Origin of the sequence: Flavobacterium sp. NLM (genome assembly GCF_002210235.1) — a bacterium.
Taxonomy (GTDB): Bacteria; Bacteroidota; Bacteroidia; order Flavobacteriales; family Flavobacteriaceae; genus Flavobacterium; species Flavobacterium panici.
On the sequence record NZ_LIAC01000005.1, the window covers coordinates 344675 to 368045 of the forward strand.

General features: G+C 33.1%; 23 protein-coding genes and 1 tRNA gene. 15 read left to right on the top strand and 9 right to left on the bottom strand.

Annotated elements, in window-relative coordinates:
• Positions 1-28: 28 nt before the first annotated feature.
• The 8 genes from ruvC to APR43_RS08610 all read left to right on the top strand — a co-directional run bounded on the left by ruvC (position 29) and on the right by APR43_RS08610 (position 5329).
• Positions 29-583 (top strand): crossover junction endodeoxyribonuclease RuvC, encoded by a 555-nt coding sequence (gene ruvC, locus APR43_RS08575; RefSeq protein ID WP_053469969.1) that lies wholly within the window; start codon positions 29-31, stop codon positions 581-583.
• Positions 584-714: 131 nt separating this feature from the next.
• Positions 715-1086, top strand: a complete 372-nt coding sequence (locus APR43_RS08580) for a four helix bundle protein (protein WP_053469968.1) — start codon at positions 715-717, stop codon at positions 1084-1086.
• A gap of 111 nt (positions 1087-1197) precedes the next feature.
• Entirely contained in the window at positions 1198-2355 is a 1158-nt protein-coding gene (gene hemW, locus APR43_RS08585; protein WP_053469967.1) for a radical SAM family heme chaperone HemW, read from the top strand.
• 78 nt (positions 2356-2433) lie between these two features.
• Positions 2434-3201 (top strand): cyclase family protein, encoded by a 768-nt coding sequence (locus APR43_RS08590; protein WP_053469966.1) that lies wholly within the window; start codon positions 2434-2436, stop codon positions 3199-3201.
• Between the two features lie 219 nt (positions 3202-3420).
• A complete protein-coding gene (locus APR43_RS08595) occupies positions 3421-3819 on the top strand; it encodes a GNAT family N-acetyltransferase (protein ID WP_053469965.1) in 399 nt (132 codons plus the stop codon).
• Positions 3819-4169, top strand: coding sequence for a DUF4260 domain-containing protein (locus APR43_RS08600; protein ID WP_053469964.1), 351 nt, complete (start codon positions 3819-3821; stop codon positions 4167-4169). The genes APR43_RS08595 and APR43_RS08600 overlap by 1 nt, the downstream gene beginning before the upstream one ends.
• Before the next feature lie 8 nt (positions 4170-4177).
• Positions 4178-4549, top strand: coding sequence for an MmcQ/YjbR family DNA-binding protein (locus APR43_RS08605; RefSeq protein ID WP_053469963.1), 372 nt, complete (start codon positions 4178-4180; stop codon positions 4547-4549).
• Between the two features lie 72 nt (positions 4550-4621).
• A complete protein-coding gene (locus APR43_RS08610) occupies positions 4622-5329 on the top strand; it encodes a PH domain-containing protein (protein ID WP_053469962.1) in 708 nt (235 codons plus the stop codon).
• 147 nt (positions 5330-5476) lie between these two features.
• Here APR43_RS08610 and APR43_RS08615 read toward each other — a convergent pair whose 3' ends face one another.
• Positions 5477-6577 (bottom strand): DUF4407 domain-containing protein, encoded by a 1101-nt coding sequence (locus APR43_RS08615; RefSeq protein WP_053469961.1) that lies wholly within the window; start codon positions 6575-6577, stop codon positions 5477-5479.
• A gap of 232 nt (positions 6578-6809) precedes the next feature.
• Here APR43_RS08615 and APR43_RS08620 point away from each other — a divergent pair, with 232 nt between their 5' ends.
• Positions 6810-9620, top strand: a complete 2811-nt coding sequence (locus tag APR43_RS08620) for a TonB-dependent receptor (protein ID WP_053469960.1) — start codon at positions 6810-6812, stop codon at positions 9618-9620.
• Positions 9621-9695: 75 nt separating this feature from the next.
• A complete protein-coding gene (locus tag APR43_RS08625; protein ID WP_053469959.1) occupies positions 9696-10757 on the top strand; it encodes a phytase in 1062 nt (353 codons plus the stop codon).
• A 221-nt stretch (positions 10758-10978) separates the two neighbouring features.
• Here APR43_RS08625 and pckA read toward each other — a convergent pair whose 3' ends face one another.
• Both pckA and APR43_RS08635 read right to left on the bottom strand, forming a co-directional pair.
• Positions 10979-12583 (bottom strand): phosphoenolpyruvate carboxykinase (ATP), encoded by a 1605-nt coding sequence (gene pckA, locus APR43_RS08630; RefSeq protein WP_053469958.1) that lies wholly within the window; start codon positions 12581-12583, stop codon positions 10979-10981.
• Between the two features lie 206 nt (positions 12584-12789).
• The gene (locus APR43_RS08635; RefSeq protein ID WP_053469957.1) at positions 12790-13176 is read right to left on the bottom strand and encodes a DUF423 domain-containing protein; all 387 of its coding nucleotides are present in this window, start codon (positions 13174-13176) and stop codon (positions 12790-12792) included.
• 186 nt (positions 13177-13362) lie between these two features.
• On the opposite strand from APR43_RS08635, the gene APR43_RS08640 reads away from it, so the two are divergent.
• Positions 13363-14727 carry a saccharopine dehydrogenase family protein gene (locus APR43_RS08640; RefSeq protein WP_053469956.1) on the top strand — a complete coding sequence of 455 codons (1365 nt, stop codon included), beginning with the start codon at positions 13363-13365 and terminating at the stop codon, positions 14725-14727.
• 126 nt (positions 14728-14853) lie between these two features.
• On the opposite strand, the gene APR43_RS08645 is transcribed toward APR43_RS08640, so the two are convergent.
• The 3 genes from APR43_RS08645 to APR43_RS08655 form a co-directional block, all read right to left on the bottom strand.
• Positions 14854-16269 (bottom strand): N-acetylmuramoyl-L-alanine amidase, encoded by a 1416-nt coding sequence (locus APR43_RS08645; RefSeq protein WP_082356337.1) that lies wholly within the window; start codon positions 16267-16269, stop codon positions 14854-14856.
• Entirely contained in the window at positions 16266-16637 is a 372-nt protein-coding gene (locus tag APR43_RS08650) for a BlaI/MecI/CopY family transcriptional regulator (RefSeq protein ID WP_053469954.1), read from the bottom strand. Before APR43_RS08650 ends, APR43_RS08645 begins: the two co-directional genes overlap by 4 nt.
• Positions 16638-17084: 447 nt before the next feature.
• Complete coding sequence (locus tag APR43_RS08655; protein ID WP_053469953.1) at positions 17085-18473, bottom strand: dipeptidase; 1389 nt, start codon at positions 18471-18473, stop codon at positions 17085-17087.
• A gap of 109 nt (positions 18474-18582) precedes the next feature.
• Here APR43_RS08655 and APR43_RS08660 point away from each other — a divergent pair.
• Both APR43_RS08660 and APR43_RS08665 read left to right on the top strand, forming a co-directional pair.
• Positions 18583-18664, top strand: a tRNA-Leu gene (locus APR43_RS08660).
• Positions 18665-18766: 102 nt separating this feature from the next.
• The gene (locus tag APR43_RS08665; RefSeq protein ID WP_053469952.1) at positions 18767-19219 is read left to right on the top strand and encodes a hypothetical protein; all 453 of its coding nucleotides are present in this window, start codon (positions 18767-18769) and stop codon (positions 19217-19219) included.
• A 450-nt stretch (positions 19220-19669) separates the two neighbouring features.
• Here APR43_RS08665 and APR43_RS08670 read toward each other — a convergent pair whose 3' ends face one another.
• The 3 genes from APR43_RS08670 to APR43_RS08680 all read right to left on the bottom strand — a co-directional run bounded on the left by APR43_RS08670 (position 19670) and on the right by APR43_RS08680 (position 21126).
• Complete coding sequence (locus APR43_RS08670) at positions 19670-20131, bottom strand: hypothetical protein (protein ID WP_053469951.1); 462 nt, start codon at positions 20129-20131, stop codon at positions 19670-19672.
• Complete coding sequence (locus APR43_RS08675) at positions 20118-20747, bottom strand: Panacea domain-containing protein (protein ID WP_053469950.1); 630 nt, start codon at positions 20745-20747, stop codon at positions 20118-20120. The genes APR43_RS08670 and APR43_RS08675 overlap by 14 nt, the downstream gene beginning before the upstream one ends.
• A 145-nt stretch (positions 20748-20892) precedes the next feature.
• On the bottom strand, positions 20893-21126 hold the full coding sequence (locus APR43_RS08680; protein ID WP_053470136.1) for a hypothetical protein: 234 nt from the start codon (positions 21124-21126) through the stop codon (positions 20893-20895).
• Between the two features lie 135 nt (positions 21127-21261).
• On the opposite strand from APR43_RS08680, the gene APR43_RS08685 reads away from it, so the two are divergent.
• Complete coding sequence (locus tag APR43_RS08685; protein ID WP_053469949.1) at positions 21262-21735, top strand: YcxB family protein; 474 nt, start codon at positions 21262-21264, stop codon at positions 21733-21735.
• 720 nt (positions 21736-22455) lie between these two features.
• Complete coding sequence (locus tag APR43_RS08690; RefSeq protein ID WP_053469948.1) at positions 22456-23247, top strand: DUF6055 domain-containing protein; 792 nt, start codon at positions 22456-22458, stop codon at positions 23245-23247.
• Positions 23248-23371: the final 124 nt, after the last annotated feature.

Consider the following 23371-nt stretch of genomic DNA (forward strand, 5'->3'; position numbering starts at 1 on the left):
AGCGAGACTTTGTGTAACCCAACAATAAATGACAAAAGAACGCATCATATTAGGAATTGACCCCGGAACCACAATTATGGGTTTTGGATTAATTAGGGTCATCAACAAAAAAATGGAATTTTTGCAGTTAAACGAATTGCAATTGTCCAAATACGACAATCATTACCAAAAACTAAAAATCATTTTTGAAAGAACCATTGAATTAATTGAAACGCACCATCCAGATGAAATCGCGATTGAAGCACCTTTCTTTGGTAAAAACGTGCAGTCGATGTTGAAGTTGGGCCGTGCACAAGGCGTTGCAATGGCCGCGGGACTTTCAAGAGATATTCCGATTACGGAGTACGAACCAAAAAAGATAAAAATGGCGATTACCGGAAACGGAAATGCCAGTAAAGAACAAGTTGCCAAAATGCTGCAACAACTTTTAGGTTTAAAAGAATTACCTAAAAACCTTGATTCGACAGATGGTTTGGCGGCTGCGGTTTGTCATTTCTTTAATTCAGGAAAAATTGTGGCTGGAAAAAGTTATACGGGCTGGGATGCTTTTGTGAAACAGAACGAGGATAAGATTAGAAAATAGTGGTCAGTGGTCAGATTTTTAGTGATCAGATTTGGTATTCAGTGTACAGGATTTTAGTATTCAGTTGTTAAGTCTAAAAAATATTTTTTTGTAATTTTCTTACAAATATTTCGTTTTGAGTAAAAAACATAATGAGATTTCAAGATTTATTAGCTTACAAAAAGTCTTTTTCTTTAGCGATGAAGATATTTAATATTACAAAGCAATTTCCAAAAGAGGAAACTTATTCATTAACCGATCAAATTAGGCGTTCATCTAGAAGTGTTCCGGTTACTATTGCCGAAGCTTACAGGAAACGCATTTACCCAAAACATTTTTATAGTAAATTAACTGACTCTGATGGTGAAAATTCTGAAACACAAGTTTGGCTGGAATTTGCTTTAGCTTGTAAATATATTTCAAACGAATCCTATAATGAACTTTTATCCGAAAGTATTGAAATAGGTAAATTATTAAATTATATGCTTTTAAACCCGGAAAAGTTTGGAGTCAGGAAAGAGTAATCAGTGGTCAGTTTTTTAGTGGTCAGTCTCTAAAAAAAGCTGATCACTAAAAAACTAATCACTAAATACTAAAATCTGAACACTGAAAACCTGAACACTGAACACTAAAAAATGAGCGGCATCTACATCCATATTCCTTTTTGCAAACAAGCTTGCCATTATTGCGACTTTCATTTTTCGACTTCGATGAAAAAGAAAGACGAAATGGTTTTGGCTTTGGCCAAAGAAATTGCTATGCGCAAAAACGAATTCGAGCTTCTCGACTCCGCTCGAAGTGACAACGAAATTGAAACCATTTATTTTGGAGGCGGAACGCCTTCTGTATTATCAAATGACGAAATCAACTTTTTAATTTCAGAAGTTTATAAAAACTATAAAGTTTCAGAAAATCCAGAAATTACTCTTGAAGCAAATCCGGATGATTTATCTACTGAGCGAATTTTGGAATTATCTAAAAGTCCGATAAATAGATTAAGTATTGGGATTCAGTCTTTTTATGAAGAAGATTTGAAGATGATGAATCGCGCTCATAATTCGGCGGAAGCCAAAAAATGCTTGGAAGAAGCGACAAAGTATTTTGATAATATTTCACTTGATTTGATTTACGGAATTCCGGGAATGAGCGACGAAATGTGGAAACAAAATATCGAGACAGCTTTGAGTTTTGGTATTCCGCATATTTCGAGTTATGCTTTGACGGTTGAACCAAAAACAGCTTTGAGCAAATTAATTCAAACCGGAAAAATTGCTGAACCTCAAGACGAAGCGGCTTTGAATCATTTTATGATTTTGGTCGAAACACTTCAAAAAAATGGCTTTATTCATTATGAGTTATCCAATTTTGGAAAAGAGAATTATTTCTCTAAAAACAATTCGGCTTATTGGCTGGGGAAAAAATATATCGGAATTGGGCCTTCTGCACATAGTTATGATGGAATAAAAAGAGGCTGGAATATTGCTAATAATTCATTGTATTTAAAAGCAATTCAAAACGATGAACTTCCAATAGAAACTGAAGTTTTAACCGTTTCAGATCGTTATAACGAATATATTATGACGGGATTACGAACAATTTGGGGCGTTTCTTTAGAAAGAATTGAAAACGAATTTGGTTTGGAATATTTGAATTATCTAGAAAAACAATCTCAGAAATTTTTAAACGACGATTTGCTTTCTATTGAAAATAACATCTTAAAACCAACTCCAAAAGGAAAATTTTTAACGGATGGAATTGCAAGTGATCTGTTTTATTTAAATTTGGAAGACTAAAATTAGCCACGAAGGCACAAAGGCGCAAATCAATTAAACTTTGTGACTTAGCGTCTTTGCGGCATAAAACCTAAACTTGTGTTAGCCAAAATTAACAACTTCGAAATTGACTTATCAAAACCTATTGATATCTCTATCCCTTTAACAAATACAGACGAAAACCCAATTGCCTGGTATATCGAAAAACCAGTTATTGAACCCGTAGTTTTTGGCGACTGGATTGGGAAAGTTTCAGAAGGAAAATCATCTACAAATTTTAATAATATATTCTTTAATCCGCATGGGCATGGAACGCACACGGAATGTTTGGGACATATTACGAATGATTTTTTCAGCATTAATCAATCGCTTAAAAAGTTTTTCTTTTTTGCTAAGTTGATTACGGTTGAGCCTGAGGAAATCGATGAGGATTTCGTTATTTCAAAAGAGCAAGTTCAAAAAGCGTTGAGCGCTTCGACTTCGCTCAGCGTGACAAACGAGGCTTTAATTATTAGGACAATACCAAATCAAAAAGATAAAAAATCAAGAAAATATTCGAATACAAATCCGCCATATTTGTCTGAGGAAGCTGCGATTTTCATCCGCGAAAGCGAAATTCAGCATTTATTGATCGATTTACCAAGTGTTGATAAAGAACACGATGAGGGAAAATTATTAGCGCATAAAGCGTTTTGGAATGTAAAAGACACCATTAATCTAAATACTGATGCGCGATTGAATGCAACAATAACCGAAATGATTTATGTTCCTGACAAAATTGAAGATGGAAATTATATACTAAATCTTCAAATCACTTCGTTTGAAAATGATGCAAGCCCGAGCAAACCAATACTATATAAAATTTAAAGGTTGCCACGAATTTCACGAATTTTCACGAATTAATCCTGCTTTTTTGCCACGGATTAAAGGATTAAAAATGATTAAATCTGTGTAAATTTTTTTAATCTGTGGCAAAATAAAAAAAAAGAAATTAGTGAAAATTCGTGAAATTGCTTCGCCTGTTCGCTATCGCTCGGGTCGTGGCAAAAAAAATCTAAAATCTGAACTCTAAAATCTAAAATTAAAATGATAACTGTTTCAACAGATAAAACCAAACTCGACGTTCCGTTTATACAAAACTTTTTAAAAGATATTTATTGGGCAGCGGGACGAACTATTGAAGAAGTGCAGACAACAATTGATGCTTCAATTTGTTTTGGAATTTATTTAAACGACAAGCAAATTGGCTTTGCACGTGTGATTACCGATTATGTTGTTTTTGCATATTTAATGGATGTTTTTATAACCGAAGAACATCGCGGAAAAGGATATTCGTCGATTTTAATTGAAACGATGATGAATGAACCGCAACTTAAAGATGTCAAAATTTGGAGATTGGCGACAAGTGACGCTCACTTTTTATACGAGAAATTTGGATTTACAAAACTGAATCATCCAGAAAAAATGATGGAAAAAATAGTATGATGAACACAATTATTAAACTCGAAGAAACTGCTTTATTTATTCTGGGAATATTTCTTTTTAACCGTTTAAATTACGATTGGTGGTGGTTTTTAGTTTTAATATTGGCTCCGGATTTATCTATGATTGGATATGTTTTTGGCAATAAAACGGGCGCATTTTTCTATAACCTCTTTCATCATAAAGGAATTGCGCTTTTAATTTATGCTTTAGGATATTATTTAAGTATTGAAAGTTTACAATTAGCCGGAATTATTTTATTTTCACATTCGGCAATGGATCGTGTTTTTGGTTACGGTTTAAAATATGAAAAGGGTTTTAAATACACACATTTAGGTGAAATTGGTAAATAATAAATAATATGAATTTAGAAACGTTTTACGAATATTGTCTTTCAAAAAAATGCGCAAGCGAACATTTTCCTTTTGATGAAGATACTTTGGTTTTTAAAGTAGGCGGTAAAATGTTTGCTTTATCTTCTTTATCTCAATGGGAAAAAAATGAAGCTTCGGTGAATTTAAAATGTGATCCAGACCGCGCACAGGAACTCAGAGCTGAATATGATGAGATAAAACCGGGATTTCATATGAGTAAAGTACATTGGAATACGGTTGCATTAAACGGAAATCTTCCAGATAAATTTGTCAAAGAATTGATAGATCATTCGTATGAATTGGTTTTCAAAAGTTTGACAAAGAAAATTCAGAATGAAATTATCGAATTAGAAAATTAGGCATTACATTTGCACGGTAAGAAAAAAAACTTAGCAACTTAGTTACTATATAACTTAGCAACTTATACAACCATGAAAGAACAATTTAAAAAATTTCTAAACGAAGAACAAGATCCAAAAGCGATTGAAAAAATCACTTCAAAACTCAACGATTTATTGATGAAAGGCGAAGAAGTTGGATACATCGCAGTGCAAAAAAAACCTGCAATTACTGTTTTTCCTGATAGTATTGTATTAACAAACAAACGTATCATTATCTGTAAACCTAAAAATTTAGGTCTTTCTATGGATTTTACAGATTATACTTGGGATGATATTGCAAGTACTTTTGTAAAAGAAAATATCTTAGGTTCTGAATTTTCATTTGGTACAAAAACAGATTTAGCTGTTTCTATTGATTATATTCCGAAAATCCAGGCTAGAAAAATTTATACTTACGCTAAAGAACAATTGGATTTATTGAAAAATCCAGTTTCTGCAGGAGCGCCAGTTCAGGAAGTTGTTGAACCTGTTTTTGAAGAGGAAACAGAAGAGGTTGAAGAAGTTGAAACAGAAGAAGTAACCAACTTTGCTGAAATTTTACCAGCAGCTCCAGTATATACTGAAACTTTTGAACCAATTCAGCCAGCACAGCCTTCAACCGGAGATCGCAAATTAAGCGAATTATCTAAAGAAGAACTTTTTGATAAATTACAGAATTACAAAAAACTTCTTGACAATGGTTTAATTATGCAGGGAGAATATGATGCTTATAAAAAAGAGATTTTAAGTTATATGTAATAAGTCTTAAAGTTGGAAAGTCGAAAGTCATAAAGTCTTTTGACTTTGTCTAAAATAAAAAAGCCAGAAATAGAAAAATTCTATTTCTGGCTTTATCTTTTTAAGTCTGTACTTTGACTTTAAGACTTTTGACTTTCCAACTTTAGACTAAAGCGTAGCCTTTTGTTTGTCTAAAAAGTTATGCGATTGCAGTTCTAATAACTCCTTTGCATTTTTTCGCTGTAAATCATACAAGCCTTTATCTTCGGCAATATCAGCGTATACTCTGTCATGCATTTCTGCACTTGTTTTCATTAATAATTCACGCTGGTATTTGTTTTGTTCCAAAGTAGCTTTCATTGCTGTTTCGGCTTCTTCTTGTTTGAAATCGAATTCTCCTTTTGGTGCTAATAATTTGGCAATAATTGGAGATGTCTCAATCGCTAAAAACAACAACATTATAAAAAATGACGGAAGCCATGGTAATTTATTTAACGCATTTATACGCGCCATTAATCCGTCGAAACCTTCGATAATTGGCTGTGTCTGCGAAACTTTTTTATCTAAATCCGCTTGAAGTTGTTTGCCTGCTTTTTCTTTTTCGGCAATTTTAGCTTCGTTTGTCTTTTTCAGCGTTTCAAATTCTTTTAAAGATGCATCGTGTTTTTCGCGTTTTTCTTTATAAACCGGGCCTTTCCCTAATTTTTTAGTTCCGGCAGTTCCTTCAGCCTCTGTAATATAAGTAGAATAAAGAGCGTTTACTTCTTTTTCTTTCTTTACAATATCCTCTTTTAAAGCTGCAATCTCAGCTTTATTTTTATCTAAATCTGTTTTGAAATACGTTCCAATTTGTTTTTTATTGGCTAATTCCATTTCGTTTTTCTCTTTCAATAAAACGGTATTGATTTCTTTTTCGAAAATTTTAATTTCCAAAGGTTTCGAAATTACAATAGCAATAATAATCGCCAGCATAATACGCGGAGTCGCCTGCAGAAATTCATCCATAAAGCGGTCTCTCTTTTTAATTGTAGAAACGATAAAACGATCTAAATTAAAAATCAATAAACTCCATACAAATCCAAAAATTAAAGCAGGATAAATAGAGTCAAAAACGGTGAAAAGCGCATAGGCACTGGCTAAAAATGCCATTACAGCAGTAAAGAATACGGTGGCACCAATACCAACATATTTGGTTTGTTCGCCTTCTGAACATCCTTCTAATAAATCTCGGTCGGCACCGGAACAAAGGATAAAAAATTGTTTTAACATGATTGATGATTTTTGATTGTGATTGATAGGGCAAATTTAACGCCAAATTTTCAATTACGTTCAAAATATCGATTTGTTTTTAGCTGCAAATCAATTATTTGAGACTTAAATGTTAGTTAAACATTAATAAGAATAAGGAATAACTGACTAATCATAACACTATGTTAATTTTTTTAAAGGGTTTTAGTAATACTAAGAGTCTAGTTTCGCAAGGAATCAAACTAAACACACAATGAAAAAAATCAATTTATTATTAATGTTCTTATTTTTAGCCGTTTCGGGCTATGCGCAAAAAGCGATAATTTCCGGAAAAGTGCTGGATGCAGACGACAAACTTCCATTACCGGGAGCGATGGTCCAGATTGTTGGAGAAAACAAATACACGATTTCTGACTACAACGGCCGTTTTGAATTATTAAATATTAATGTTGGAACTTATAAAGTTGAAGTAAAATATATTGGATATACTTCTATAACTCATGAAATTACTGTTGAACAAGGTAAAAACAATGTTTTAGATTTTGCTCTTAAAACTTCTGGAACGGAATTAAACGAAGTTGTTGTTGGAGATATCTTAAAAGGTCAGGCAAAAGCGCTGAATCAGCAAAAAAACAATAAAAACATCGGAAACGTAATTTCGTCAGATCAAATGGGTCGTTTTCCAGATGCTAACGTTGGAGATGCTTTAAAACGTGTTCCGGGAATTACAATGCAAAATGACCAAGGTGAAGCTCGTAATATTATTATTAGAGGTTTGGCTCCGTCTTTAAACTCTGTGACTTTAAATGGTGATAGAATTCCTTCTGCAGAAGGAGATAACAGAAACGTGCAAATGGATTTAATTCCATCTGATATGATTTCGACTATTGAAGTAAATAAAACGTTGACTTCAGATATGGATGCTGATGCTATTGGAGGTTCTGTAAACTTAATTACAAGAGCAACTCCAAATGGGGAAAGAATTTCTGCAACTCTTGCGGGAGGTTATTTACCAATTCGTGAACACGCAAGTTACACAGCAGGTTTTGTATACGGAAATCGTTTTTTCGACAATAAATTAGGGGCTGTATTTAGCGGTTCTTATAACAATGTTGATTACGGATCTGATAACATAGAAAACGAATGGGTAAAAGATGATTTTGGGAATGAATATTTACAGGCTTCAGAAATTAGAAAATATGATGTACAGCGTATTCGCCGCAGCGGATCTGTTGCTTTAGATTATAAATTTAATGAAAACAATACCATTTTTGCCAATGCAATTTACAACTGGAGAGACGATAGAGAAAACCGTTTTAGAACGACTTATGATGATATTGAACCTATTTATAATGGTGAACAAATTACAGGTTTTGAAGGTCGTGTAAAACGTCAGACAAAAGGTGGTTTAGATAATAGCAGAAACAAAAACAGAAGATTAGAAGATCAAAGAGTGCAGAATTATTCTCTTCGCGGAGAGCATTTAATCAATTCCAGTTTAGATTTAGACTGGTCTGCAAATTATGCGAAAGCTAGAGAATATCGTCCGGGAGAGCGATATATCGAATATCGTCAGAAAGGTTTAGAAATGTTTGAAGATTTATCTAATCCAAGATTTCCTTTAATGACAACTGTGGGAGAATCAACTGATGAATTCAAGTTTGATTCAGTTACTGAAAATACAGACGAAACCAGCGAAAGTGAATTCGGTGCAAAAGTAAATATCCGTTTTCCATTTTCGGTAATTGCCGGAGAAAAAGGAAGATTGAGAACAGGTTTAAGACTTCGTTTGAAGGAAAAAGAAAGAAATAATATGTTCTATTCTTACGAACCTGTTAATGACGGAATGGAATTATTATCTGAAGTTCCAAACAGTTATTATGATGGACAAGGATTTAATCCGGGAAGTAAATATGTTCCAGGAGCATTTGCTTCGGCTGCTTTTTTAGGAAGTTTAGATTTAAACAATGCAGCTTTATTTGATAAAGAAGCAAATCCTTCAGAATATTTAGCGGTAAATTACAATGCAAAAGAGCGTATTTATGCTGCTTACGTAAGATGGGATCAGGATTTTAACGACAAACTTTCTATGGTTTTAGGTTTCCGTATGGAAAATACACATATTGATTATACTGGAAACCGTGTTTTGGATGAAGAAGAATTAGAAAGCAAAATCAACACGACAAACTCTTACACAAATTTACTGCCAAGTATTTCTTTTCAATATAATGCTACTAAGGATTTAGTTTTAAGAGCTGCTGCAACTACGGCTTTAGCAAGACCAAACTATTATGCATTAGCACCTTATGTAAACAATATCGCTTCAGATAAAGAAATTACAGCCGGAAATCCAGATCTTGATGCAACATACTCATACAATTATGATTTCATGGCTGAGAATTATTTCAAATCTGTTGGTTTAATTTCCGGAGGTGTTTTCTACAAAAGATTAAATGATTTCATTTACAACTACAGTGATAATGAATACGACAGTGTGAAATTTGCAAATGATTTCCCTAATCAGACAAACCCAATTCCGGTGGGTGAAAACTGGTCATTTTTACAATCTCGAAATGGTGATACAGTTGATGTTTACGGATTTGAAGTCGCATTTCAACGTCAGTTAGATTTTCTTCCGGGTCAATTCTTAAAAGGTTTTGCAGTTTATTTAAACTATACGTACACAAAATCTAAAGCAAAAGGAATTGCCGATGAAGATGGAAACGAAAGAAAAGATATCAGCCTTCCGGGAACTACTCCACATATGTTTAACGGATCTTTATCTTGGGAAAACAAACGTTTTTCTGCAAGAATTTCAACCAACTTTACTTCTGATTATTTAGATGAATTAGGTTCAGAATCGTATAAAGACAGTTATTACGACAAACAGTTTTTCTTAGATGCCAATGCTGCTTTCAAGATTACGCCAAAACTTCGTCTTTTTGCCGAAGCGAATAACTTAACAAATCAGCCATTGCGTTACTACCAAGGAATTGAAACGCATACAAAACAAGTAGAATATTACCAAGCCCGTTACAATTTCGGATTGAAATTAGACTTGTAATAATCCATTTATAAATTTCTTAAATTAGACAGGACTTTGCCGTTCTGTCTAATTTCATTTAAAATAAAATACCTAATGAAAAACAAAAAATCTATACTTGCTTTTTTATTTTTAAGCCTTTCATTTACAGCTTGTAAAGATGATAAATTAGCGCCAATTCAGCCAAATGCGGTAAAACCAACAATGGTTACAGAAGCTTTGCCTCACGATACAGACGATCCTTCAATATGGATTAATCCAACAGATGCAACAAAAAGTATTATTGTGGGAACGGACAAAGATACAGACGGCGGTTTGTATGCTTTTGATTTGAATGGAAAAATCCTTAAAAAATCAATTGTTTTACAACGTCCAAATAATGTTGATATCGCTTACGGATTAATCATCGACGGAAAAAAAGTAGATATTGCGGTTACGACAGAACGTGAAACCAACAAAATTAGAATTTTCAGTTTACCTGATTTAGAACCGATTGATAACGGCGGAATTCCGGTTTTTGAAGGCGAAACAGAAAGAGATCCAATGGGAGTTTCTTTATACACACGCCCAAGCGATCAAAAGATTTTTGCTATTGTGGGAAGAAAAACGGGTCCAACAGGAAGTTATTTATGGCAGTATGAACTTTCTGGAAACGGAAAATTTGCTGCTGCAAAAGTGGTTCGTAAATTTGGAACTTACAGCGGTAAAAAAGAAATTGAAGCGATTGCCGTTGATAACGAATTAGGTTTTGTTTACTATTGTGACGAGCAAGTTGGCATTAGAAAATACAAAGCTGATCCGGCTTTAAATGATAATAAAGAATTGGCTTTCTTTGGTCAAAAGGACTTCAAAGCAGATCACGAAGGAATTGCGATTTACAAAGCAACCGATTCTACAGGATATATTTTAGTTTCAAACCAGCAGGCAAATTCTTTTATGGTTTATCCGAGAGAAGGTGCAAAAGGAAATCCAAACAAACATACTTTATTGGCAGAAGTTCCAACGTCAACAATTGAATGCGACGGTGCCGATGTTACAAGCGTAAACTTAGGTCCAAACTACAAAAACGGACTTTTCGTAGCCATGAGCAACGGAATGACGTTTCATTATTATGCGTGGGATTTGATCCAGAAACGTATTGATGAAGCTAAAAAATAAGTTTTCAGTCACAGTCGCAGTTTTCAGTTTTTACTGAGACTGGAAACTGCGACTGAAAACTAAATGTCAGGCTGAGCGAAGTCGAAGTCCCTCGCAACGCAAAAGCCCTTCGACTTCGCTCAGGGTGACACCGTAAACTGAGATCGAGACTAAAAACTGTAAACTAAAAAAAAGCTGTTCATAACTGAACAGCTTTTTTAATTTGAATTAAATAATTCCTTTTATTCTGTAATCGGTGCTCCTGCTAAGATTTCAGCATTTGCAAACTCTTCAAACTTGGCAAAATTAGCTTTGAATTTCTGAGCTAATTCCAGCGCTTTTTTATCGTATAAATCTTTGTCTTCCCAAGTATTTCTAGGATTTAAAATTTCCTCAGGAACGTTAGGGCAAGATTGTGGTTTTGCAATTCCAAATACTGCGTGATTTTTATATTCTACATTATCCAGTTCTCCGTTTAATGCAGCAGTAATCATGGCGCGAGTATATTTTAGTTTCATACGGCTTCCTGTTCCGTATGCACCGCCAGTCCATCCTGTGTTGATTAACCAAACTTTTACATCAGCATCTTTCATTTTTTTGCTTAACATTTCAGCATATTTTGTTGGATGTAAAGGCATAAAAGGCGCTCCAAAACAAGCAGAGAAATTAGGCTGTGGTTCTGTAACTCCAGCCTCAGTTCCGGCAACTTTTGCTGTATATCCAGAAATAAAATGGTAAGCAGCCTGCCCTGGAGTTAATCTTGAAATTGGAGGCAGAATTCCGAAAGAATCTGCTGTAAGGAAAAATATATTTTTTGGGTTATGACCAATAGAACCCGGCTGAATATTGTCAATATGTGTTATTGGGTAACTTACACGAGTGTTTTGAGTGATCGAAACATCATCATAATCCACTTCTTTAGTTCCCGCTTTGAAAACTACATTTTCTAAAAGTGCACCTTTTTTGATCGCTCTGTAAATGTCCGGTTCGTTTTCTTCTGTTAAGTTGATTACTTTAGCGTAACATCCGCCTTCAAAATTGAAAACAGTATTTTCGCCAGTCCATCCGTGTTCATCGTCTCCGATTAATTTACGTTCCGGATCTGCAGATAAAGTTGTTTTTCCTGTTCCGGATAATCCGAAGAAAATAGCTGTATCTCCATTTTTACCTACATTGGCGCTGCAATGCATTGGTAATGTATTTTCAAAAACCGGTAAAATGAAGTTTAAAGCAGAGAAAATTCCTTTTTTCATTTCTCCTGTATAACCAGTTCCGCCAATTAAAGCTACTTTTTTAGTAAAATCTAAAATAGCGAAGTTAGACTGACGTGTTCCATCTACAGCAGGATCTGCCATAAAACTTGGAGCACAAACTACAGTCCATTCTGGAGTAAAGTTTGCCAATTCAGCTTCTTCCGGACGCAAAAACATATTATAACAGAACAAATTTGACCAGGCTGTTTCGGTAACAACTCGAACGTTTAGTCTGTAATTTGGATCTGAACACACGTATGCATCACGAACAAAAACCTCTTTGTCTGATAAAAACTTAGTTACCTTATTATATAATTTCTCAAAAGCTTCTGGTGAAAACGGAATATTTACATTCCCCCACCATACTTTATCTTCTGTAATGCTGTCTTTTACAATAAAACGATCTTGTGGAGAACGTCCTGTAAATTCACCTGTATTAATTGCCAAAGCACCTGTAGAGGCCTCAACACCTTGTCCTGACTGCACAGTTATTGCATGCAGTTCATCTGCTGATAACTGGTAACGAACCGTTGCATTTTCTATTCCTAATTCTTTTAACGAAATCGATTGCGCGAAAAGTGTGTTATTGTCCATAAATTTAATGTTGTGTTGTATGTTATTTTTTGGTGCAACAAAGTATAATTTTACTTATTCTTAAACGTAAAGTCCAAGTTTGCAAATTGTTATATTTTTTATCAAAGGAGATAAAAAGCAATAAAAATTCACATAAGTAACGTTATATGTTAATTATGAGACAAAATTAAAGATTAATTTTTACACAGAATTTTTTTTTCTGGATTTTATGATTTTTTCCTCAAAATAGTAAGAAATAATACCGCCCAGCCAATAATTAATAAGAATCCGCCCAAAGGTGTTGCGAATACGATAATTTTAGAATCAAAAACTGTAAGACTTTTAGTAGCTAATAAATAAATAGATCCGCTAAAGAGAACAACACCGGCAACAACTAAATTATAGATTGTTTTTAAGGTTTTTTCGGCGATGTCTTTTCTGGTTGAAAGAAAAAGTAAAAAAAGAGCGTGGTACATTTGGTAACGAACACCAACTTCAAAAGTGTTTAACTCTTCGACAGCGAGATATTTCTTTAGTAAATGGGCTCCAAAAGCACCAAAAATAATGGCTAACATTCCTATAAAGGCTCCAGTTAAAACTATTCTTCTTTTCATATTTTCCAGATTTTTAATTTCAAACAAAAATACTTCATCCTATTCAATATTCATTTTAGTTTTTAAAATATTTCAGCTCTTAAAATGACTTTTTTGTTCGATTTACGAATTAAATAATTATCATTTTTGAAATTATATTTGTTATATTTATAACATTTTAATATGTTTGTGTTAAATATTAGAGTTATGAGAAGCGTTTTAATAATTGGAGCCGGCAGATCAGCATCTTCGCTGATTCGTTACTTACTTGCAAAATCAGAAACTGAAAACCTGCATCTGGTTGTTGCCGATTTGTCTTTGGCTTTAGCCGAGAAAAAAACTCAAAAACATCCAAACGCAACTCCAATTGCTTTAGATATTTTTAATACAGAAGAAAGACGTGCCGCTATAGAAAAAGCTTCGATTGTAATTTCGATGCTTCCGGCACATTTACATATCGAAATCGCAAAAGATTGTCTGCAGTTTAAAAAACATCTTGCAACCGCATCTTATATAAGTGATGCGATGCAGGCTCTTGATGAAGAAGCGAAAAAGAACAACCTGATTTTCATGAACGAAATTGGTCTTGATCCGGGAATCGACCACATGAGCGCCATGAAAGTTATTGACGAAATCACATCAAAAGGCGGTAAAATGCTTTTGTTTGAATCGTTTTGCGGCGGTTTAGTCGCTCCGGAATCTGATAATAATTTATGGAATTATAAATTTACCTGGGCGCCTCGAAATGTGGTTTTGGCCGGACAAGGCGGAGCAGCAAAATTTATTCAGGAAGGCACTTATAAATATATTCCGTACAGCGCATTATTTCGCCGGACAGAATTTCTTGAAGTCGAAGGTTACGGAAAATTTGAAGCCTACTCCAACCGTGATTCGCTTAAATACAGATCAATTTACGGACTTGATGATGTCCTGACCTTATATAGAGGAACAATTAGAAGAGTTGGTTTTTCGAAAGCGTGGAATATGTTCGTGCAGCTCGGAATGACGGATGACAGTTATGTTATCGAAGATTCTGAAAACATGAGCTATCGTCAATTTATGAACTCATTTCTTCCTTATCACCCAACAGATTCTGTTGAAATCAAAACTCGTTTTATTCTTAAAATCGATCAGGACGACATTATGTGGGATAAGCTTTTAGAATTGGATTTATTCAACCCAAACAAAAAAGTAAATCTGCCAAATGCGACTCCGGCTCAAATTTTAGAAAAAATCTTAACCGACAGCTGGGCGCTTGAACCAGATGACAAAGATATGATCGTGATGTATCATAAATTTGGTTATGAATTAAACGGCGATAAAAAACAAATCGATTCAAAAATGGTTTGTATTGGCGACGATCAGACTTATACGGCAATGGCAAAAACAGTCGGACTTCCGGTTGCAATGGCAACTTTGCTGATTTTAAACGGAAAAATTACAACTCCGGGCGTTCAGCTTCCAATAAAAAAAGAAGTTTATGAACCAATATTAAAGGAATTAGAAGAGTACGGCGTTATTTTTAACGAACAAGGAGTACCCTATTTTGGATACAATCCGGATTTATTTTAATCCTGATCTCATTTTTTATTTTTAGAATTTTTTTTAGTTTATTTTTCCGCTTTCAGATTTTTCTGAAAGCGGATTTTTTTATTTTTAGTCTTAAAGGGACAGCGCTATAGGCTTCTTGACAAACGTTTATATTTTTATGAATTCTATGATTTTATTTGCAATTTCATTTTGTCCATTTTCGCTAATCAGATAATTTCTATCATTTTCATTTGTCAAATAGCCAATTTCTACTAATAATGCAGGACATTTTGAGTTTTTAAGCACAAAGTAGTTTGCATCTTTAACCTCACCTTTGGCAAGTTTTCCACTTGAGATTTTATCAACTAAATTTTCAGCCTTCTCCTTTGATTCTTCATAAAAACCATTTTGTTTTGAAACATACGCATTTACCCCGTTTTCATTCAAATTTTCTGAGCTATTTACATGTAAAGAAATGACCAAACTTGGCTTTATTTTGTTTATTTCCGATACTCTTTCGCTTAATTCAATAAAGCTGTCATCTTTTCTAAGCAAAATAATTTCAATTTCATCTTTACCATTTAATAGCTTTATTTTATTTGCAATATTTTCTACAATTTTCTTTTCTTGCCCGGCACCAATCTGCGCTCCAATATCTTCTCCTCCATGTCCGGCATCAATTACTATAGTTTTTTTGCCACTTAATGGCAATGGTTTGAAAGCTAATATCAAAAAGATTGTCAAAAGGCCTAAAACAGCTAAGGACTGCATCATAAGGGATCTTGTTTTTGAAGTGATTTTTGTCATCCTAATAAGTCGTTTTTTTGTTGATAAAAAATTTAAATTACTAGTCAAATAAATGGGTTGGGCAATGTTGAATTTGTTGAGCAAAAGGTTCTGATATAAATAAACATCATGATGTGCTGCTATTACATTTTCATCTGCCAAAAACTCATGATTAAGCTGAATGGCTTTTTTGTAAAAAATAAAGATAGGATTGAACCAAAATAACGTTTTCAAAACTTCTATAAAAATCACATCAAGGGTATGTTTTTGCTTTACATGGGCAATTTCATGCGTAAACAATTCTTGTTCTATTAGTCCATTTTCAAAATCATCTTGATTCATGTAAATGGAATTCCAAAACGAATAAGGCAATGTTTTCTCTGAGAGTAAAACCATTCTTATGTTTTGATACACAATGATTTTAGATACTTTAGCCTTAGATGTGATTTTATAAATATTTTGAACAAACCGATAACTTAGTATTAAAGTAATTAAGCCATAAATTATCCATAATAGAGAAAGCCAGTAATTGGTTTGTTCATCTTTGTTTATATCTATCAATTCTGTTTGAATTGGAAGATGGCCTGTATTAGTCGAAAACGGAATTGCATTATTGTACACAATAGGAATATCTTGTTGAATTTCAAAAGACATTAAAGGAACCACTATTGAAAACAATAAACTGACTAATAAAAAATACCTGTTGAAGCGAAACATTTTTTCTTTTTGCAAAAGCAAATGGTATACAGCCAAAAGAACGCTTAAGCTAACTGTCGATTTTATTAGAAAGTCTGTCATTTTTTCTTTTTTTGAATTTCTGAATCTATTATTTTCCTAAGATCTTCTAATTCCGAAGCAGATAAATTGGTTTCAGTCGTAAAAAAAGAAGCAAATTGTGAAGCCGAATTATTAAAAAAATTGCTTATTAAGCCGTTTACGTGTTTTGAGAAATAATCGGTTTTCTTTACGAGCGGATAATATTCTCTCGAATTTCCAAATTCATTGTAAGCAACAAATTTTTTATCAATCATTCGTTTTAAAAGCGTTGCAACAGTTGTTGTTGCCGGTTTTGGTTTTGGATAAGCTTCCAGTAAATCTTTCATAAAAGCCTTTTCAAGCTTCCAAAGATGTTCCATTAATTGTTCTTCTGAGTTTGATAGCTGCATATTTTTAAGGTCTAAGATTCTGAGTTGCTAAGTTTCTAAGTTTTTTCTCTTCGGGTTTAAACAATCCTTTATAGTTCTACATTTATAGATTTTACTCTACAAATGTAGAGCTAAAATTTTAATATGCAAATTTATTTAGGAAAAATTTATTTTAATTCACACAAAAACAAATCTTTAAGAATATTTTTTTTATTGCCTCCAGGTTTAACTGGAGGTGTAGAAGGAATACAAAAGAAAAGGCTTTAGCCAAATTTGTATTGTATTTAATTAAAACAAAATCCCTAATAATTCGGCTAAAGCCAATGTTAATCTCTTTTAAAAACCTCCAGCTAAAGCTGGAGACAATTGAAAAAATCTTTATTTCTTTCCAAAAAAAATCCGCTCATTTCTGAACGGATTCTATATCTTAAAAAACTTAGTGTCTTAGCGCCTTCGCGGCAAATCAGCTTATTTACTCAATTCCACAAAATATTTGTAAAACAACGGAATAGTCTCAATTCCCTTCAAGTAATTAAAAATTCCAAAATGCTCATTTGGTGAATGAATTGCATCGCTGTCCAAACCAAATCCCATTAAAATCGTTTTGCTTTTTAATTCTTTTTCAAACAAAGCCACAATTGGAATACTTCCGCCAGAACGAACCGGAATTGCAGGAACTCCAAACGTTTCTGTATACGCTTTATTTGCCGCCTGATATCCAATGCTGTCAATTGGCGTAACGTAACCTTGTCCGCCGTGGTGAGGCGTAACTTTTACCGTAACTCCAGCCGGAGCAATACTTGTGAAATGTTTTGTGAAAAGTTCTGTAATCTCAACCCAATCCTGATTTGGAACCAAACGCATCGAGATTTTAGCAAAAGCTTTACTCGCAATAACCGTTTTCGCACCTTCGCCAGTGTAACCTCCCCAAATTCCGTTTACGTCTAAAGTCGGACGGATTGAGTTGCGTTCGTTAGTTACATAACCTTTCTCGCCGTAAACATCATTTAAGTTTAAAGCATTTTTATATTTTTCTAAACTAAAAGGCGCTTTTGCCATTTCAGCTCTTTCTTCTGCAGATAATTCCTGAACTTTATCATAGAATCCCGGAATCGTAATATGATTGTCTTCATCGTGAAGAGAAGCGATCATTTTTGCCAAAATATTAATTGGGTTCGCCACTGCTCCACCGTATAAACCAGAATGCAAATCGCGGTTTGGACCTGTAACTTCAACCTCAACATAACTCAAACCCCTTAAACCTGTCGTGATCGATGGCTGTTGGTTAGAGATCATTCCAGTATCTGAAATCAAAATAACATCGTTTTTCAGTTTTTCCTGATTGCGTTCTACGAACCAGGCCAAACTTGCCGAACCAACTTCTTCTTCACCTTCGATCATGAATTTTACGTTACAAGGCAAATTATTAGTTTGAACCATATATTCAAGCGCTTTTACGTGCATGTACATCTGACCTTTATCGTCACATGCTCCACGCGCGAAAATTGCTCCTTCTGGGTGAATATCTGTAGTTTTTATAACCGGTTCAAAAGGTGGTGAAGTCCATAATTCTAATGGATCTGGCGGTTGAACATCGTAGTGTCCGTAAACTAAAACTGTTGGAAGATTTGGGTCGATTATTTTTTCTCCATAAATAATTGGATAACCCGGAGTATCGCAAACTTCAACTAAATCGCAGCCTGCTTTTGATAAACTTTCTTTTACAGCCTCTGCTGTATCAATAACATCTTGTGAATATGCAGTGTCGGCACTTACCGACGGAATCTTTAATAATTCGATCAATTCATTGATAAACCGATCTTTATGTTGTTGAACGTAGGACTTAATATTTTCCATTTAAATAATTTTTATAGAAAACCAAAAGTACAAAAAAGAGAATTAATATTTTTTTTGAAATTTTTCTTTGAATATTCGAAAGTATGCTTATCTTTGCACCCACAATTACGCGGATATGGTGAAATTGGTAGACATGCCAGACTTAGGATCTGGTGCCGCAAGGCGTGTAGGTTCGAGTCCTATTATCCGCACTAAAAAAGCTTCTGAGAAATCAGAAGCTTTTTTGTTTTGGAGATATTTTATTTTATGACTAAATTAAAAACACTCATATCAACTATTCAAATTTTCAAATCATGAAAGCAAAAATCAACATAATTCTATTATTTAGTGTTTTGTTCTCTTGTTTAACAGCAATTGGGCATACAAATCCTCCCCCAATGGGAATGCCGAAGGAAAACAATAAAATGTTAATTGATAAAATAGTTTTAGCGACAGAACATGAAAAATATTTCATCGATTACTGCACAAAAAAAGTAAAGAACTATGCAACAGAAAATAATTGGACATCTGAAAAGAAAGAACAAATTTTAGAAAGCATAAATTTTAAATACTACAATTACACAATTTATAATTCTTATGCATTCTATTCTAGTGACCAATTAAAAAAAATACTTGATGCCATTGTTATATTAAACGAAAATCCAAAAAATAAATTAACAATGATCTTAACAAATTCAATGATGCAAAGTAACTTAGAATTATTTGTTGAATCGGTTATTAAAGGAAAGTACGTGACAACAAAATAAATCTTTCTTTCATATTTTTATTTTTAAAAGCATTCTATTTCAAACATAGCCTCGGGAGTTAGATTATCGATAATGAATGCACCCAAATAGTTAAAACCATTCGCTATGTTTTAAACCGAAAATCCATGCAGTTTTGTCATTCCGAGGAACGAGGAATCTCCACGAGTAGCTCTACAAAGATTGTCGATTTAGATTGTCGAGTTCCTAGTGGAGATTCCTCGTTCCTCGGAATGACAAAAATGACGATTATGCTTGCGAAGATGGATTAAAATCCATCCCTAAAATATAATTTGTTTCTTCGGAACGCTATATAAAATTCCGAAGGAATAATTCATTTTGCAGCAACGGATTTTAATCCGTTGAAGACAAAGTAACCACAAAGATTGCGATTCCTTCTTCTTGACAATGACAAACTAAAATAAAAAACTCCAGTTAAAAACTGGAGTTGATCTATAATTTTATTCGGGTTTTTCGTAAACTATCCGCTTGCTCAGAGGTTATAAAAATTGAGTTGAGCATACAATCAATCAACTGCTTTAAAAAGTTCTTATTGACGATATCTTGCAGAATCACATTCTTTTCAGGATATTTTTGCAATGATTGTAAAGACTGTTTTCTGATATTATTAGAAAAAAATATAAAAGTGTCCAATTCAAAAGAAAAGCCACTTTCACCAATAACTTCATCTTTTGAAATATAAAAGAATGAGATATTACTTTTTGCGAAACATCCTGAATTTGACGGATTAAATCCCTGAGCTTGTTTTGTTGTTAAAGTATGAATTATAAAAGCAGAGTCTTCACTTCTATTTAATACAATCATGTATTTATCTCTTATACCATTTCCGTCTTGAAATTCATAATCTTCTATGCGTAATAAATGGCGTTCCTGAAAACTATCATTTTTCGCCATAATCTGCTAAACGTTGTTGAAATTCTAAAGCTTCTTGTGCCGCTTTATTTGCCAGAGATAAGATAGGATCATCCTGAATTAATTCAGTAAATTCTATTGAGTAGTTTGTTTTTCTTTGTCCTGTAGCAAAAAACTCTTCTAAATTATGCAGTTTTACTGTTTTATGCCACAAAGAATTTTCTTCATGTAAATAGTTGATTAAATCCTGAGCCGTTTTTTTTCCAAATGTAGAAACTGTAAAACCTAGTAGGTTTAATTCATATCGATTAAATATTGTCTCATTAAAATTAGTCTTAGGCTTTAAATATATTTCTCGCCTATCTTCTTTATCAACGATATTCAAGTCAATATATTTACCAACAGTTAAATCTTTACCTTGATAGCAAATAATCTCGTTTCGCTTAATTTCATTGTAAATATCAACTGCTACAGGCCCCATTTCCCAAACCTTATAATCAAGCCAGGTAATAGGCGAACCGGTTTCCCTGATAGAAGTTTCGTCTATAATATAGAGCAATTTTAAAGCCTTTGTCATCGATAAATATTCAATATTGGCTGACAAATAATTTAAAATATTACCAATTTTTTCGTTATTTATGCTTCTATACATTCCCATGCGACAAAGATACAAAATAAAGTTAACTTTATAAAAAACCTGTCAAGGCTCTAAACATTTATAATACAAACACTTAACATTCTAACATAAAGTAAAGTCTTTTTCAAATCAAAAAAATAAAGCTTATTTTTCTTATAAAAATAGCTTAATCAATATCCAAGTAAGGATCAAGAACTTCTGCCAATTTATTCAGCCAATAAAAATTATCATCGATGTTGTTTAATTCAGATTCAAGAGTTTCGCAGCCTCGCATTGAGCATAACGAAAGTGCGTAATTTACTTGCCGTATTGTTTTTGCTAAATCTTTTCGCCCGATGGAATTAATTAAAAAATCTTTTATTCTTGTTTCAACTTCTTCTGAAAAATGATTTGTACTCATAATTTTATAATTTAAAATATTGCAAAAATCATCAAGAACATTTATCATACATGAGCAAATATGCCTTCAACTCTAATTATTTTTTTCATATAGAAAATCTATTTTTACTTTTACAGCAAATCCAAAAAGCTACCAATGATCAAAACCAAAAAATTTCACTTTACTAAAAAAGAATACCTCTCATTTATTATTAGAATTCTATTAAAAAAACGATGGTGGCTATATGGTATTATGTTGTTATTAGCTATTGCAATTCTATTTAAGGATAATAAAGATTCTTCTGATATTTTTATAATTGTATTTGGCTTTCTATTTCCGCTAATTACATTTTTTCAATATTGGAGATTTGCAAACTCAAAAGAAAACAAGATTATTCTTTCAGAAAGAGAGCATGAAATTTTCAACGACAAAATTATTTCTCGCTTTGATGAAACAACTGAAAGTACAATTGCAGTAACGAATTTCATAAAAGTTTTAGAACTAAATGATCTTTATATTTTATATCTCTCAAAAGGACAAAGTGTATTTTTCCCAAAACGAATTTTTGAAACTTCAGAAGATGAAAATTGGTTTAGAAATGAAGTGTTTTTGAAGATTAAAAACAGGTAAATTTCGGAAGACTTTCCTTTTCAAAACAAAAACTCAACCAAAAACTACATTGAAAAAATTTAGGAATCTTGACGAAACACAAAAATTTGCTATTGCAATTCCTGCTTTATTCTTTTTAAGCTGTTTGACAAAACATTATCTTGAAAATTTTAGAGGTACTTTGATATATGCGTACGGAAGTACTGGTTGTTTATTTCTATGCTGTTTGCTTGTCGTTTTTTCTTTAGTCAATTCTATTTTAATCATTAAAGAATTAAACTCCTGCCAAAAATTCTATGGCTTTTATTAAGCGCATCTGTTTTTCTTTTAATTACAGGATTAATAATTGAATTGCCTTAGACATTCCATAATTTTCGGCTAAAGCCTTTCTTTTTTCCAACATAAAAACCTCCAGTTTAAACTGGAGGCAATTTATTTAACTTTCTTATTCAGTAAAGTAAATACGATTCGTTTGTTATTCTCTTCGAAATGACAATACCTTGTGTCAAAACACAGAAAAAATCCTTTTAATCATAATAATCTGTGGCTAAAAAAAAACTTTACAACTTCGCTCCAGATAGTTATTGGGATTGCAAGATTAAAACTGCCAAAGCTTAACAATTCAGAAATTTCTTTAAATCTTTTTGTATTTAGTCTTTAAATATTCTTATTTTTAAAACACCAAAAACCTAATTCTCAATATTTTGCTTGTTTTTAAATTTCAAAAAACATTTAGAACACATGAGGAAATACAAATTATTAATTATTCTTTTAGGGATTATTATTGGCGTTTTTTACGTTACAAGAACAATTCGAACCTTTACCGTTAAACACAAGGCCCAAACTCTGGAATCGGAACATTTTATTATTTCCTACGATGGAATTTATAAAAGCGAGGCTGAAAAACTAAGCGAACATCTTGAAAGCAATTATGCTGAAATAAGAACGAATTTAAAAGATGTAAAACACGGCGTGATAAAGGTTTTTGTTTACGGCTCACAATACAAGTTTAATGTCGCTACTGGTTTAGAAAATGCAAACGGCACAAGTCGCGGTCCAAATGAATTTCATTTTGTCTGGACAAACTGGTTCAATTCGATTTTTCCAGACGATCCGCTAAAAACGGCTCTGCATGAATTTACGCATTGCGTTCAGTTAAATATATTAATCAACAAAGCAAAAGAAACGATTACAATACAAAACCGCACCGAGTTTGATAAGCAATTTGATAAAAAGTTTGCAACCGAATATCCGCGCTGGCTTTGGGAATCGATCAGTATTTTTGAAGCTGGAGAAGTAAATTCCTTAAGCGTAAAATATGCCAAAAGCAAAAATCTAACTTTAGCAGAACTTAATCACAGTAATCAGATTTACAATATTGGATACACGATAATCGAATATCTTACCCAAAAATGGGGAAATGATATACTGCCAAAACTGATTGCTTCTTTTGGTAATATTGAGAAAACATTAAATATATCAACTAAGGAATTTGAAAAAGGCTGGATTGCTTTTTTGGAGGAGAAGTATTGAATGTTTCTTTTATTCGTCTAGTTTGTCATTTCGAGGAACGAGAAATCGCACTAGAAACTCCGCAAAGATTGGCGATTCTCTTTGTAGATTCACGAGTGCGATTTCTCGTTCCTCGAAATGACAA